This is a genomic window from Aquitalea aquatica, from assembly GCF_013911085.1.
Taxonomy (GTDB): Bacteria; Pseudomonadota; Gammaproteobacteria; order Burkholderiales; family Chromobacteriaceae; genus Aquitalea; species Aquitalea aquatica.
This window is the reverse complement of sequence record NZ_JACERN010000030.1, coordinates 283,476-298,288: the sequence shown is the minus strand read 5'-3', so window position 1 is coordinate 298,288 and position 14,813 is coordinate 283,476. Positions and strand designations below refer to the sequence as shown.

The 14,813-nt window shown below is 63.0% G+C and carries 13 protein-coding genes; 12 read left to right on the top strand and 1 reads right to left on the bottom strand.

Features of this window, described 5'->3' with window-relative positions; genetic code table 11:
* Positions 1-15 precede the first annotated feature (15 nt).
* From H2Z84_RS11710 to H2Z84_RS11700, 3 genes are all read left to right on the top strand, one after another.
* Positions 16-1,098, top strand: coding sequence for an efflux RND transporter periplasmic adaptor subunit (locus tag H2Z84_RS11710; protein WP_181836113.1), 1,083 nt, complete (start codon positions 16-18; stop codon positions 1,096-1,098).
* 9 nt (positions 1,099-1,107) lie between these two features.
* Complete coding sequence (locus H2Z84_RS11705; RefSeq protein WP_181836112.1) at positions 1,108-4,221, top strand: efflux RND transporter permease subunit; 3,114 nt, start codon at positions 1,108-1,110, stop codon at positions 4,219-4,221.
* A 132-nt stretch (positions 4,222-4,353) separates the two neighbouring features.
* Positions 4,354-5,208 (top strand): transporter substrate-binding domain-containing protein, encoded by an 855-nt coding sequence (locus H2Z84_RS11700; protein WP_220272797.1) that lies wholly within the window; start codon positions 4,354-4,356, stop codon positions 5,206-5,208.
* Positions 5,209-5,220: 12 nt separating this feature from the next.
* Here the strand turns inward: H2Z84_RS11700 and gcvA are convergent, their stop codons facing one another.
* Positions 5,221-6,108, bottom strand: coding sequence for a transcriptional regulator GcvA (gene gcvA, locus H2Z84_RS11695; protein WP_181836111.1), 888 nt, complete (start codon positions 6,106-6,108; stop codon positions 5,221-5,223).
* Positions 6,109-6,184: 76 nt separating this feature from the next.
* On the opposite strand from gcvA, the gene H2Z84_RS11690 reads away from it, so the two are divergent.
* From H2Z84_RS11690 to H2Z84_RS11650, 9 genes are all read left to right on the top strand, one after another.
* Entirely contained in the window at positions 6,185-6,745 is a 561-nt protein-coding gene (locus H2Z84_RS11690; RefSeq protein ID WP_181836110.1) for a chromate transporter, read from the top strand.
* Positions 6,742-7,263, top strand: a complete 522-nt coding sequence (locus tag H2Z84_RS11685) for a chromate transporter (protein WP_103524631.1) — start codon at positions 6,742-6,744, stop codon at positions 7,261-7,263. The genes H2Z84_RS11690 and H2Z84_RS11685 overlap by 4 nt, the downstream gene beginning before the upstream one ends.
* A gap of 90 nt (positions 7,264-7,353) precedes the next feature.
* Positions 7,354-8,319 (top strand): fatty acid desaturase, encoded by a 966-nt coding sequence (locus H2Z84_RS11680; protein WP_181836109.1) that lies wholly within the window; start codon positions 7,354-7,356, stop codon positions 8,317-8,319.
* Positions 8,320-8,334: 15 nt separating this feature from the next.
* Complete coding sequence (hemE, locus tag H2Z84_RS11675; protein WP_181836108.1) at positions 8,335-9,396, top strand: uroporphyrinogen decarboxylase; 1,062 nt, start codon at positions 8,335-8,337, stop codon at positions 9,394-9,396.
* 487 nt (positions 9,397-9,883) lie between these two features.
* Complete coding sequence (locus H2Z84_RS11670) at positions 9,884-12,058, top strand: primosomal protein N' (protein ID WP_181836107.1); 2,175 nt, start codon at positions 9,884-9,886, stop codon at positions 12,056-12,058.
* Entirely contained in the window at positions 12,058-13,479 is a 1,422-nt protein-coding gene (gene dacB / locus H2Z84_RS11665; RefSeq protein ID WP_181836106.1) for a D-alanyl-D-alanine carboxypeptidase/D-alanyl-D-alanine endopeptidase, read from the top strand. Before H2Z84_RS11670 ends, dacB begins: the two co-directional genes overlap by 1 nt.
* A gap of 29 nt (positions 13,480-13,508) precedes the next feature.
* Positions 13,509-13,766 (top strand): glutaredoxin 3, encoded by a 258-nt coding sequence (gene grxC, locus H2Z84_RS11660; RefSeq protein ID WP_124643230.1) that lies wholly within the window; start codon positions 13,509-13,511, stop codon positions 13,764-13,766.
* A 148-nt stretch (positions 13,767-13,914) separates the two neighbouring features.
* A complete protein-coding gene (gene secB, locus H2Z84_RS11655; RefSeq protein ID WP_124643228.1) occupies positions 13,915-14,367 on the top strand; it encodes a protein-export chaperone SecB in 453 nt (150 codons plus the stop codon).
* Positions 14,367-14,810 carry an SH3 domain-containing protein gene (locus H2Z84_RS11650; RefSeq protein WP_181836105.1) on the top strand — a complete coding sequence of 148 codons (444 nt, stop codon included), beginning with the start codon at positions 14,367-14,369 and terminating at the stop codon, positions 14,808-14,810. Before secB ends, H2Z84_RS11650 begins: the two co-directional genes overlap by 1 nt.
* The last annotated feature ends 3 nt before the right edge of the window (positions 14,811-14,813 follow it).

Here is a 14,813-nt window from a genome sequence, read left to right as displayed (position 1 = left end):
TGGCTTGGATGGGGAATGCTGTTGGCACTGCTGGCCGGCTGCGGCAAACAAGGGGAGGGCGCGGCCAGTGGCAAAACCGTGGCCTCTGCCGCAGTGGCGGGTGCACGTGAACTGTCGCGCGCTGATGTGGAAGTGGCACAGCTGTCTGCCCTGCGCGATGCCCTGCCGTTTACCGGCACGCTGGCCGCGCTGAAAAGCAGCAGCATTGCTGCCGAGGTGGAGGCCAGGGTCAAGGATGTGCTGGTGCGCGAGGGCGAATCCGTGCGGCAGGGGCAGGAGCTGGCGCGGCTGGATTCCGAGTCGCTGGACCAGTCGGTCAGCGAACAGCAAGCCCAGCTGGCCGGCAACCAGTCGCGGCTGAAGCTGGCGCGCATCAAGCTGGATAAGCAGCATGAGCTGCTGCAAAAGGGTTTCATCTCCCAGCTGGCCTATGACGAGGCCGAGAGCGAATTTACCGTGCGCCAGGGCGAATTGCAGGCGCAAAGCAGCCAGCTGGCACGGGCGCGGCGGCTGCAGGCCGATAGCGTGGTACGCGCGCCGATTTCCGGTGTGGTGTACGAACGTAAGATCAACCCCGGTGAAATCGCTGCCAAGAATGCCCGCTTGTTTTCCATTGCCGACCTCAGCGTGCTGGAATTGAGCGCGACAGTGCCGGCGCAATGGATAGGCCGCATCCAGCCCGGCCAGCAGGCGCGCTTCAATGTGGAAGGCCTGCCGGATGAATTGAGCGGTGCCGTAGTGCGCGTCAATCCGGTGGCACAAAGCGGCACCCGTAGTTTTCTGATTTATATCCGTGTAGACAACCGTGACGGCCGGCTCAAGGCCGGGCAGTTTGCCAAGGGCGGCGTGGTGTTGCGCCAGCTGGAAGGGCAGGTAGTGCTGCCGCAGACCGCAGTGCAGGACTTGCAGGGCAAGCCCTGGGTCATGTTGGTGGAGCAGGGCCGGCTGCAACGTCGGCCGGTGGAGGTGCTGCTATGGTCGCAGACCGAGCGCAAGGTGGCGCTGCAGGGCGTGAAGCCCGGCCAACTGGTCCTGTCCGCTGCACTGTTGGGTGTGGCGGCCGGCGATGCCGTGAGCCTGCCGACCGGCCTCAAGTAAGGTGATGCTATGTGGTTGACCCGTATCAGCGTGCGCAATCCCTACTTCGCCACGGTGTTGATGCTGACCTTGCTGGTGCTCGGCCTGTTTGCCTGGTCGCGGCTGCCGGTGGAGGAGCTGCCTGACATCCGTTTCCCGGTTGCCGTCATCACCACCCAGTACAGCGGCGCCTCGCCCGAGGTGGTAGAAAGCGAAGTCACCCGCCCGCTGGAAGAAGCCATCAACACCATCAATGGCGTCAAGCACATCCGCTCTTATTCCTTCGAGGGCAGCTCCACCATCGTGGTGGAGTTCGCGCTGACGGTAGATCCCAATATCGGCGTGCAGGATGTCCGCGACCGGGTGGGCGGGGTGCAGGGCCGCTTCCGCCGTGAAATCAGCACACCGTCGGTATCGCAATTCAATCCCAACGACCAGCCGCTGTTGTCGGTCAGCTTCAGCTCCAGCCAGGTGTCGCAGCGCACCCTCACCACCTGGCTGGAAAACACGCTGAAAAAACGGCTGCAGACGGTATCCGGCGTGGGCGAGGCCAAGGTGGTGGGCGGCGTGAAGCGACAAATCCGCATCGACGTCGATCCCTACCGGCTGGAAGCCAGCGGCCTGTCGCTGCAGGAAGTGGCCGATGCCATCCGCGCCGGTAACCGCGACTACCCGGCCGGCGCCGTCAGCACCGCCAGCAATGAACTGAGCGTGCGTGTCAGCGGCAAGCTCAAGTCACCGGACGACTTTGCCAGCCTGGTGACCGGCTATCGCAATGGCAGCCCCATTCGCCTGTCCGACATCGCCAGCGTCAGCGATGCCGAGGCCGAGGCGGACAGCCTGGCGCTGATCGATGGCAAACCTGGCGTCGGCATGGATATCCGTGCGGCACGCGGTGCCAACGTGGTGGAAGTGGCCGATGGCGTCAAGCAGGTGCTGCACCAGTTGCAAGGCCAACTGCCGCCCGGCACCCAGGTGCGCTTTACCTATGACAAGTCGGAAGACGTCAAAAAATCGCTGGCCAATGTCGAAGCCAGCTTGCTGGAGGGGGCAGCACTCACGGTGCTGATCGTCTTCCTGTTCCTGGGGAGCTGGCGCAGCACGGTGATTACCGGTCTTACTTTGCCGGTGGCGCTGATTGGCACCCTGTTTGCGCTGCAGGCACTGGGCTTCACCCTGAACCTGATGACATTGATGGCGCTGTCGCTGTCCATCGGCCTGCTGATCGATGACGCCATCGTGGTGCGTGAAAACATCGTGCGCCATCGCCATCTGGGCAAGAGCCATTATCAGGCGGCGCTGGACGGTACCAATGAAATCGGCCTGGCCGTGCTGGCCACCACGCTAACTGTGGTGGCGGTGTTTTTGCCGGTCGGTTTCATGAGCGGCATCATCGGCAAGTTTTTCCACCAGTTCGGCCTCACCGTCACGGTGGCGGTGCTGATCTCCATGCTGGTCAGCTTTACCCTCGACCCGATGTTGTCGTCGATCTGGCCTGATCCGCACCAGCATGGCGACCGCCATCGCGGCCCGCTGGGGCGCTTGCTGGATGGCTGTGAGCGCTCACTGGACCGGCTGGCTACGCACTATGTAACGGCTATCGGCTGGACGCTACGCCATCGCAAGACGGTGTTGAGCGGCGCACTACTCCTGCTGCTGGGCAGCTGCATGCTGGTGCCACTGATAGGCGGTGAATTCATGCCTCGGCAGGACAAGGGCAAGTTTTCGCTGTCGTACAAGACGGCTCCCGGTTCTTCGCTGGATTACACCACCAGCAAGGGGCGCGAGCTGGAAGCCTTGCTGCGCCGGCTGCCGGCAGTGCAGTCCATCCAACTGACCGCCGGTAGTGGCAGTTTCGGCTCGGGCAAGAGCGATGGCCAACTGGTGGTGGACCTGGGCAGCAAGACCACGCGCAGTCACAGCCTGTTCAGCGTGATGCAGCAGGCACGCAGCGCGGTTAGCCGGGTGGCCGGAGTGGAAATTCTCTCGCTGGAAGAGATGGGCAAGGAAGGGCCTGGTGGCAAACCCATCAATATCGGCCTGCGCGGCAGCAATCTGAGCGAGCTGGACGCGGCGGCCAATGCCTTGATCAAACAGCTGGCCACGGTAAAGGGGGTGGGCGATCTGCAAAGCAGCCTGGCCGATGCCGACCCGGCGCTCAAGCTGGAAATCCGCCGCGATGCGGCGGCCAGCCTGGGCGTGGATCTCAACAGGGTGGGGAGCACGCTGTCACAGCTATTGGCCGGAGATGTGGTGGGCAGCTGGGAAGCACCGGATGGTGAAAATTACGATGTATTGCTGCAAGTACCGCGCAGTGAGCGACGCAATGAGTTGCTGGACATCATTACCGTAGCCGGGCGGCCGGATGCCAATGGCGCAGCCAGCATGGTGCCGCTGTCCACGGTGACCCGGCTCAGCCCCGGCCTCAGTCCGCGCCAGATCGACCGCGTCGACCTGCTGCGCCAGGTGACCGTTACCGGCAATATCGCCGGGCGGGATGCCGGTTCGGTGTTTGCCGACATCAGCAAGATCACTGCAGCCTTCAAACTGCCGCCCGGTGTGGTGCTGGCCGAGGAGGGCGAGCGCCGCGACATGGAAGAATCCCTGGGCTATGCCGTACAGGCACTGGCCATGGGGGTGATCTTCATTTACATGATTCTGGCGGCGCAGTTCCGCAGTTTTACCCAGCCGCTGGCCATCATGGTGGCCTTGCCACTGGCTTTTGTCGGCGTTTTCCTGGCGTTGTGGCTGACCGGCTCCACGCTCAATATGTTCTCGGTGATCGGCATCATCATGCTGATGGGGCTGTCGGCCAAGAACGGCATCCTGCTGGTGGATTTCATCAATCAGGCGCGGCGCGAGGGCCTTAGCCGTAACGAGGCGATTGTTGAAGCCGGCCGGGTCCGGCTGCGCCCCATCATGATGACCAGCCTGGCGATGATTTTCGGCATGCTGCCGATGGCGCTGGGCGGCGGCGAGGGGGCGGAAAGCCGCGCGCCGATGGCCCATGCCATCATCGGTGGCATGATCACCTCTACCCTGCTGACGTTGATTGTGCTGCCAGTGGTCTACAGCTATCTGGACAGCTTGCGACTGTGGCTGCGGCGTTGGCTGGCACCCGCCGGGAGTAGCGTGCCGCGCTAGCTGGCCATTCAGTCAGGATGGTCGCATGCTTGGTAACAGTGCTGCCTACACTGCAATACTGCGCAGCCGCTACGGCCGCGATTGTTTGATGCATCTGTTATAACAGTATGAATAAACAGTAAGGTAGCTGCCATGATCAAGCCACTTGCCACCCTGTTGTTGTCCTTGCTGTTGAGTGCCCACATCCTGGCGGCCGTGCCGGTGCAGCCAGTGCGTTATGCCATGGTTTCCGGGCTGAGCGATCCGCATCGCGCCTATATGCTGGCCTTGTTGCAGCTGGCGTGTGACGAGGCGCAGCTGCGTTGTCAGCTGCTTGGCACCAGTACCATGAACCAGTCGCGCGCCCTGGTGCAATTGAGCAAGGCCAATGGTGGCATCGATCTGTTCTGGGGCATGACCAGCAAGGAGCGCGAACAAAAAACCTTGCCGATCCGCATTCCACTGGACAAGGGGTTGATCGGCTGGCGGGTGGCACTGGTTACCGCCGAACGGCCCGATTTGCTGGCTGGCATCAGCAACCGCCAGCAACTGGCGCGGCTGGTGGCCGGGCAAGTGGACGATTGGCCGGACACGAGCATCCTGCGCAGTGGCGGCCTGAAAGTACTGACCAGCCAGGATTATGGCAATCTCTTCCCCATGTTGCTGCGCAAGCGTTTCGACTACTTCCCGCGCAGTGTGATGGAAGTTCAGCGCGAGGCCGCCTTACCCGTGTCGCAGGGGCTGGTGATTGATCGCCACCTGTTGCTGCGCTATCCCGCAGCCATGTATTTCTTTGTCAGCCCACATCAGCCCCAACTGGCGGCCCAACTGGAGAAGGGCTTGCGCATGGCCTTGCAGGATGGCCGCTTCAACCAGTTGTTCCTGCGCTATAACGGCCAGGTCCTGGCCGGGCTGGCGCTGGCCAAGCGCACACTGATCGAGCTGGACAATCCCCTGTTGCCGCCGGCCACCCCGCTACAGGATGCCAGCCTGTGGTATCGCCCCTGAAATCGGTCAGTCTCAGTGCTGGCTGCCTTCTTCTTCCAGCCAGCGGCAGAATGCCGTCACCAGTTCATCACCTACCAGTGCCTGTGGTACTGCCCAGGAATAGCCACGCACGGTGATTTCCGGCCCGGTCAGCGGAGCGACCAGCTTGCCGCTGGCCAGCTCGCTTTCAATGACCGGCAGCGCTCCCAGCGTCACCCCCAGTCCATCCACTGCCGCCTGCAAGGCCAGGTAGTAATGATCGAAGTGCTGATCCGCTGCTGACTGCAATGCCGGTACGCCGGCGGCGGCCAGCCAGCGCGCCCAGGCCACCGGCCGGGTTTCCGCATGCAACAAGGTGTGGGCGGCAAGATCAGCCGGCTGGCGGATGGGCAGGCGTTGCAGCAGGGCCGGGCTGCACACCGGTATCTCCCGTTCGGTGAGGAAGGCGTGCGAGACAAAGCCATGCCAGTGATCCTTGCCACGGCGGATGGCGATGTCGAAATCGGCATTCTGATTGTTGATGCTGGCATCGGAAGTCGCCAGCCGCAGCTCGACCCCCGGATAGCGCAGCTGGAAGCGGGTGAGTCGCGGTAGCAGCCAGTGCATGGCCAGGGTGGGGGTGACATTGATATTCAGCCGCCGCCCCTGCTTGCGTGCGGTCAGCTTTTCGGTGGCAGCGGCAATGCTGTCCAGTGCCGCCTGAATCGCCGGCAGGTAGGACTGGCCAGCCACCGACAGCCGTACCCGTCGGCCATGGCGTTCGAACAGCTCCACGCCCAGCCACTGTTCCAACTGCTGGATCTGGCGACTAATGGCACCGTGGGTCACATACAGTGCACTGGCAGCGGCACTGAAATTACCGTGGCGGGCTGCGGCTTCAAAGGCTTTCAGTGCATTAAGCGGAGGAAGTCGTCGATTCATGCAAGTGAGTTTAGCTCACATGAAAAGCCATAAAAACTCGTTTGTTGATTGGGCTGGAGCCGGCTAGGCTTGCAACATGACTCCATCCACGATCATTCCTAGCCGCCGCCAGTTGTTCCTGGGCTTTTTCAGCATAGGACTCAGCGGTTTTGGCGGTGTGCTGCCGCTGGCCCATCGCATGCTGGTGCAGCAACGCCGCTGGCTGAGTGAAGAAGAATTCACCGAACTGCTCGGCCTGGGACAGATTCTGCCAGGCCCCAATATCGTCAATATGTCCATCGCCATCGGCTCGCGCTTTCACGGCGTGGCCGGTGCCTGGCTGGCCGTAGCCGGCCTGATGCTGGCACCGCTGGTGATCGTGCTGAGCATGGCCATGCTGTACGACCATTACCAGAGCCTGCCGGATGTACAGGGTACCTTGCGCGGTCTTGCCTCCACGGCAGCCGGCTTGCTGCTGGCCATGGCGCTGCGCATGGGGACGAAAATCGAGCGCCATGCCGTGGCCGTCTTGCTGGCCGTACTTACCTTTATTGCTGTTGGCGTGCTGCGCTGGCCGCTGCTGCTGGTGTTGCTGGTACTGGCTCCGGTATCGGTATGGCTGGCGCGGCAACGTGGGCGGGCAGGAGAGAAATCATGATGCTGCTGCTGTCGCTACTGGCCAGTTTTTCCGTGTTCTCGCTGATGGCAGTGGGTGGCGCCATTACCCTGATTCCGGAAATGCATCATTACGTGGTGGAAAGCCATCACTGGATGAGCGGCCAGGAATTTGCCGCGCTGTTTGCCATTGCCCAGGCGGCACCCGGGCCGAATGTGCTGGTGGTGAGCCTGATCGGCTGGAAGGTGGCTGGCCTGGCCGGGGCCTGCGCCGCCACCGTGGGCATGTGCGGCCCCTCGTCCCTGCTGTGCTATTACGTGGCGCAGCTGTGGCAGCGCTGGCATGCCTCGCCGTGGCGGCGCGCCATCGAGCGCGGTCTGGCACCGCTGACCATCGGCTTGGTGGCCGGCAGTGCCATGTTGATGAGCGAGGCGGCCAACCAGCATTGGACCGGCTGGCTGCTGTGTGCCGGCAGCACCGTGCTGGCCTGGCGTACTCGTATCAATCCGCTGTGGCTGCTGGCCGGCGGCGCGCTGCTGGGCTTTGCCGGCTGGATCTGAGCGCTATCCTGCTGGCTGGTGGCGGCCAGCGTCATCTGTGTTTCATGCTGAGCCGTCACACTGCGCGCTACTGCCGCCGCCGGAGCCCGCATGTCTTCCTCTGCCATTCCCGTCCGCCTCAATCTGGTTTTGCTGCTGCTGGCGCTGCGTTTGTGGCTGGTGGAACTGGTGGCCGTGCCGCTGGCCGTGGCCTGGTTTCATCCGGCCTATGGCTTGTTGCTGGTGGCGGCGGTACTGCTGATTCCGCTACGCTGGCAGCTGCTGCACGAAGCCGTGCATGGCCTGCTGCTGCCGTCCGTGCGTTACAACCGTCTGGCCGGGCGTCTGCTGGGCATCAGCCTGGGCATTCCTTTCGAGGTATGGCGGCAGGCGCATTATCTGCATCACCGCTACAGCCGCAGTGCGGCCTGTCGGGTGGAGGTGTATGAACCGGGCGAGGAAGCGGGCTGGCAGCGCCGGCTTTACCTGTGGCTGCGGCTGTGTGGTGTGGCCTATCTGATGGCGCTGGCCGGCAGCCTGTTGCTGCTGTTTTGTCCGGCGAGCGGCCGCTGGCGCTGGCTGGCCGGACGCGCCCCCTTGTTCCCCTTGCTGCAGCGTCGTCTGTGGCGCAGCCCGCAGCGACATGGTGCGCGGCTGGATGCGCTGCTGGCCTGGCTCTTGCCCGGCTTGTCATTGCTGATTTACGGCGCGAATGACTGGATGCTGTGGCTGGCCTTGCTGGCGCGGGCGCTGTTGATCTCGCTGACCGATCATGCCTGCTTTGCTGGCCAGCCGCTGGGCGATGCCCGCTGCGCCGCCAATCTGGCCTTGCCGCGCTGGCTGGGCCTGTGTCTGCTCAACAGCCATTTGCGCGGAGTGCACCATCTGTGGCCACAGCTGTGCTGGCAGGCGCTGCCGCAGCGTTTTGTCTCTGCCCGGCTGGAGTGGGATGGCCGTTTTGCTCAGGCCATCTGCCTGCGCCAGTGGCGCGTGATGCCAGCCACCGGCCTGCCGGTAATACCCCGGCGCAAGGCAGGGACAGGTATAATGCCGGCTGATTCCATTACGCCAAGCTAGCAAGCCCATACCATCATGACCCAGCTCAAGAACGATACCTTCCTGCGCGCGCTCCTGAAGGAGCCGGTTGAATATACCCCCATCTGGATGATGCGCCAGGCTGGACGCTACCTGCCGGAATACCGCGCCACCCGCGCCCGCGCCGGCAGCTTCATGGGCTTGTGCACCAGCCCGGATTACGCCACCGAAGTCACCCTGCAGCCGCTGGAGCGTTTCCCCCTGGATGCGGCCATCCTGTTCTCCGACATCCTCACCGTACCGGACGCCATGGGACTGGGCCTGTACTTCGCTGAAGGCGAAGGCCCCAAGTTCGAGCGTCCGCTGCGCGATGAAACCGCCATCCGCGCCCTGAGCGTACCGGCGCTGGACAAGCTGCAATACGTATTCGATGCCGTATCCAGCATCCGCAAGGCGCTGGACGGCCGCGTGCCGCTGATCGGCTTTTCCGGCAGCCCCTTCACCCTGGCCTGCTACATGATCGAAGGCGGTGGCTCGGATGATTTCCGCAACGTCAAAGCCATGCTGTATAGCCGTCCGGAATTGCTGCATCACATTCTGGCGGTCAATGCCCAGACCGTGACCGATTACCTGAACGCCCAGATCGATGCCGGCGCCCAAGCCGTGCAGATTTTCGACACCTGGGGCGGCGCGCTCAGCCATGCAGCCTACAAGGAATTTTCGCTGGCCTATATGCAGCGCATCGTGGCCGGTCTCAAGCGCGAGGCCGATGGCCGTCGTGTGCCGGTCATCGTGTTCACCAAAAATGGTGGTCAGTGGCTGGAAGAGATTGCCGCCATCGGGGCCGACTGCGTGGGCCTGGACTGGACTACCGATATCGGCCTGGCACGTGCCCGCGTCGGCGACAAGGTCGCCCTGCAGGGTAATTTCGATCCGAACGCACTGTTTGGCTCGCCGGCTGCCATCGAGGCCGAGGCCGGCCGCATTCTGACCGCTTATGGCCAGGGTTCCGGCCATGTCTTCAATCTGGGTCACGGCATCTCCCAACATGCTGATCCCGAGCATGCCGCCGCTCTGGTTGTCGCCGTGCATCGCCTGTCCCGTCCTTTCCACCAGTAAGCGTGCTACGGCCGGGGTGCTTGCCCCGGCCGCTGGCATTTGCAAGTACGGCCTGATCAATCCCCGCTTTGTTGCAAAGATATTTCTCAAAACAGCCTGATTTATCAGCAGTTTCATCCATTGCGGGGTGTGGGGTATAGCCCCAGCCGGGACGGACTTTCAGTAGTATGGCCGGCGTTTTTTGCCCTGCTGATCAAAGGGGTGTTGACAGCTTTGTTCGGTGGTGTTCTCAGAGTTATTCACACTGGGAACTGTGGCTGTGCAGACTTGTCAAGCCCACTGGGCAATATTAGTGCGTTGCTTTTAAGTCATTGAAAAACAACAACTTATTCTTCTGATTAATTTTTGTGCAATCTAGTGGAAATGCTGATTTAATAGCCTTTCCCCGGTCAGTAAGCGAGTTGTTCACAAAGATATCCACAGCTTCTGTGCATAGATCGCGCAAAGCCTTGTCGGAATTGGGTTTGATGTAAAAGGGAAAATTGCCGTGGGTCTTCAGAGAGTTCAGGTGGTGGTCGATCTGCCCCTATTTGGCGCATTTACCTACCTGTCTCATTTTCCAGTCAGCCCCGGTCAGCGGGTGGCTGTTCCCTTTGGCAATCGCCAGTTGTGTGGCGTGGTTGTCACTGGCATACCCCCTGAGGGTTTGCCGGACAGTCAGCTCAAGCAGGTGGAGCAGGTATTCGACAGCCTGCCCCCCTTGTCGGCCGATTTCCTCGCCCTGGCTGAATTTGCCGCAGCCTATTATCACTTTCCGCTGGGCCAGACCCTGTTTACTGCTCTACCCACCGGGCTGCGCGAGGCGCGCGACATCACCCCGCCGGACGAGCGCCCCTATGGCCTGACTGATGCGGGTCTGGCTGCGATGCCGGCGGCGCGCCAGCGGGCGCGGATGGCCTTGTGGCAGGCGCTGGGCGATGGCCTGCTCAGCCAGCAGCAGGCGCGGCAGATTACCCCGCAGGCGGGCAAGATCCTGGCCGACTGGCTGGCCGAAGGCCTGGTGCAAAGGCTGGAGCCGGAAATCCAGCCGCTAGAGCTGGGCCCCAGCCCACAGCTGAATGCCGACCAGCAGGCGGCACTGGATGCCTTGAGCCGTGAGCCGGCTGGTTTCCAGGCCTGGCTGTTGCATGGCATTACCGGCAGCGGCAAGACCGAAGTCTATCTGCAGCGCATTGCGCTTTGTCTGGCGCAGCGGCAGCAGGTGCTGGTGCTGGTGCCGGAAATCAACCTCACCCCGCAGCTGATCGAGCGCTTCCTCCAGCGCTTTCCCGCCAGCCGCATCGCTGTGCAGCACAGCCAGCTGGCCGAGGGCGAGCGCCTGCGCAACTGGCTGGATGCCTGGCAGGGGCGGGCTGACATCATCATCGGTACCCGGCTGTCGGTGTTCACCCCCATGCCACGGCTGGGCATGATTGTGGTGGATGAAGAACATGACGGCTCCTTCAAACAGCAGGACGGCCTGCGCTACCATGCGCGTGATCTGGCGATCTGGCGTGCACGCCGCGCCGGCATTCCCATCGTGCTAGGCAGTGCCACGCCCAGCCTGGAAAGCGTGGCCAATGTCGAGGCTGGCCGCTACCGCCAGCTCAAACTCAATCAGCGCGCCCACGGTGCGGCACGCTTGCCCACGGTGCGGCTGGTGGATACTCGTCGCGCCAAGCTGGTCGAGGGATTGTCCGATCCGGTGATCAAGGCGCTGTCGGCGCGGCTGGAGCGCAAAGAGATGAGCCTGGTGTTCATCAACCGCCGTGGTTTTGCCCCGGTACTGGCCTGTACCGATTGCGGCTGGACCAGTGGTTGCCCGCGCTGTTCCACCCGGCTGGTGTTGCATTTGCTGGAGCGCAAGCTGCGTTGCCACCATTGTGGCTGGGAAGAGAATGTCCCGCATGCCTGCCCGGAGTGCGGCGCGCCGGATATCAAGCCCTTGGGCGAGGGCACGCAGAGGCTGGAGTCGGCACTGGGCCGGCTGTTTCCTGCCGCGCGCATCCTGCGCATCGACCGCGACACTACCCAGCGCAAGCAGGCCTGGGACGAGATTTACCGCAAGGTGCATGCCGGCGAGGTCGACATGCTGGTCGGTACCCAGATGCTGGCCAAGGGGCATGACTTTGGTACCCTGTCGCTGGTGACGGTGCTCAATGCCGATGGTGGGCTGTACTCGGCCGACTATCGTGCTTCCGAGCGGCTGTTTGCCCAGCTCACCCAGGTGGCCGGCCGTGCCGGCCGCGCCGATGCGCCGGGCGAAGTGCTGGTGCAGACGCAGTGGCCGGAGCACCCGCTGTATCAGGCGCTGGTGGCACATGATTTCGACGGTTTTGCTGCCAGCTTGCTGCAGGAGCGCCGACAGGCCGCCTTTCCGCCCTCGGTCTATCAGGCGCTGCTGCGTGCCGATGCCCCCGAGCTGGCCAGCGCCACCGCCTTTCTCACTCACGTCCGCCAGCAGGTGCAGCCGCTGGCTGCCGAGCTGCTGATATCCGGCCCGGCTCCCGCGCTGATGGTGCGGCTGGCCAATCGCGAACGTGCGCAACTGGTGCTGGAGTCGGCCAATCGCCAGGCCCTGCACCGTTTTCTTGATCAACTGCCCCCGCTGCTGGATGCCCAGGCGCGCCAGCACGGCCGTGGCTTGCGCTGGTCGCTCGATATCGACCCGCAGGAGATGTAATGAAGTCAGTCCTACCCGCTATTGCCCTGATCTTGCTGGCCGCTACCAGTACGGCCGCCACCCTGGACCTGCATGGGCTGAAACCGGATGAGGTCGCCATCTGGGCGGCTCCGGTAGAGGGCGGCACCGAACTGGCCAGCCTGCGTGCCGATGCGGCAGTCAATCCGGCTTCCACCATGAAGCTGCTAACCAGTTGGACCGCACTCAACCGTCTCAAGCCGGGTTACCGCTGGACGACACGGCTGGTGTCGGCAGCACCGCTGGAAAACGGCGTATTGAAGGGCGATCTGGTGTGGGTGGGGGCGGGCGATCCACGCTTTAGTACGGCCAATCTGCAAGAGCTGCTGCGCGGCCTGCGCCAGCGTGGCGTACAGCGCATCGACGGCCGGCTGCTGCTGGACAAGAGCGCTTTCAGCAGCATAGGCACGGCGGAAAATTTTGGTGGCGACGAGGGCAAGTCCTTCACCGTTGAGCCGGATACCCATCTCACCGGCCTGAAAGTGGCCTGGTTGCGCTTTTTCAATGATGCCAATGGCGCACGGGTGGTGCTGGATCCGCCACTGGCTGGTGTCAGCCTGCAGGCAAGGTTGAGCAGTGCCGGCGCTAGCACTGCTTGCCCGGATGTCCGGCAATGGGTGCAAATCCGCCAGCAAGGCGGGCAGATCGAGGTTAGCGGCAAGCTGCCCACCGCCTGTGATGGCAGTCAGGCCTATGTGAATGTGCTGGAACACAATGACTTTGCTGCCCAGTCGTTTGCTGCGCTGTGGGCCGAACTGGGCGGCAGCGGTCCGCAAGGTGTGGCGCTTGCACCGGCACCGGCAGGGGCGCGCACGCTGGCGCAATTCCAGTCCGAGCCGCTTACCGTGGCGCTGGCCGATATCAATAAATACAGCAACAACACCATGGCACGCACCGTCTATCTGACACTGGGGCGGGAGGAGGGTGGCAGCGATACCCCGGCCGCCGCCCAGCGCGCAGTACGCCGCCTGCTGGCCGAGCAGCATATTTCCGACGAAGCACTGGTGCTGGAAAACGGCTGCGGCCTGTCGCGGCGCGAACGGGTTTCGGCCCGCATGCTCGGTCAGGTGCTGCTGAATGCGGCGCGTGGCCCCTATGGTGGTGAACTGCTAGCCAGCCTGCCTGTGGCCAGCGAGGACGGCACGCTCAAACGCCGCTTTGCCAGCATTGGCCCGCGGCTGCGCATGAAAACCGGCACGCTGAAAGACGTCAAGGCGCTGGCCGGCTACTGGCAGGCCGCCGACGGGCGGCGGCTGGCCATCGTGGCCATCATCAACAGTCCGCGGGCACTGGCGATGGGGCCGGCACTGGATGGCATCGTGGCGGATCTGATCCACCGCTTCGACCGCAGCGCACCGGATAGCAGCCAGCTAGCGCCAGCAGAAGCTATAATGCAGCCCTGAATCCCACCACGCATTAAACAGGTTTTGTCATGAAACACGTCACCATGTATACCACGGCGGTCTGCCCCTACTGCATCCGCGCCAAGCAAGTTCTGGCCAGCAAGGGTGTAACCGGCATCGAGGAAATCCGCATTGATCTGGACGATGCGGCACGCGATCACATGATGAGCAGCACCGGCCGGCGCACCGTGCCGCAAATCTTCATCGGCGACACCCATGTCGGCGGCTGCGACGATCTGGTGGCTCTGAACCAGGCCGGCAAGCTGGACGTGCTGCTGGCCGATTGACGCCAATCAAGCAAGCACGGAGTCGTCTGCCGCTATCGCCCTTTGCCGTTGGGCCGTACTGGCCGCACACCGTGCTTTCATGCGATGATGCAAACCTGATTTTCCTTTGCAACCGGCCGCCCGGGGCGGCCATCAGCGAGACTGAGACATGAGCGAGCAACAAGAGCTGCAACCGGTATTCTCCATCGAAAAAATCTACGTAAAAGATCTGTCCCTGGAAGTGCCGAATGCACCGCAGGTTTATCTGGAAGCGGCCCAGCCGGAAATCGACATGCAACTGGCCAGCGAAGGCAAGCAAATCGACGATGGCTTCTACGAAGTGGCGCTGACCGTGACCGTGACCGCCAAGCTGCCGGAAAAAACCATGTTCCTGTGCGAAGTGACCGAAGCCGGTATCTTCCGCATCGAAAACGTGCCGGTTGAAGACATCGAGCCGATTCTTGGTGTGGCCTGCCCGAACATCCTGTTCCCCTATGCCCGTGAAACCGTTTCCAATCTGGTGAACCGCGCTGGCTTCCCGCCGGTACTGCTGTCGCCGATCAACTTCGAAGCGCTGTACATGCAGCAGCGCGCCCAGCAAGCCGAAGCCGGCAACGCCTGATGCTGCGCCGCCTCGTCGTCGCTGCCGTGCTGGCCGGGCTGTATGCCCTGCCGGCGCAGGCGCTGGAATTCCGTTCGGTCAAGGAAACCGGTGTGGCGCTGTACGAGGCGCCCACATTGAGTGCCAAGAAGCTGTTCGTGGTTAGCCGCTACTACCCGGTGGAAGTGCTGTCCAGCCAGAAAGAGTGGTCACGCGTGCGTGACGCCACCGGCGGCATCGCCTGGATTCCGCTGGCGGCCTTGTCTGGTCAGCGCTGGTTGCTGGTGACGGCCGACCAGGCCGTGGTGCGTGCTAGCGCATCGGCTGATGGCCAGCCCGTGTTCAGCGTGGCCCGCGATGGCGTGCTGCAATGGCAGGAAGCGCCCAAGGATGGCTGGGTCAAGGTCAAGCACCGCGACGGCAGCAGCGGCTTTGCCCGCATTACCGATCTGTGGGGCCTGTAAACC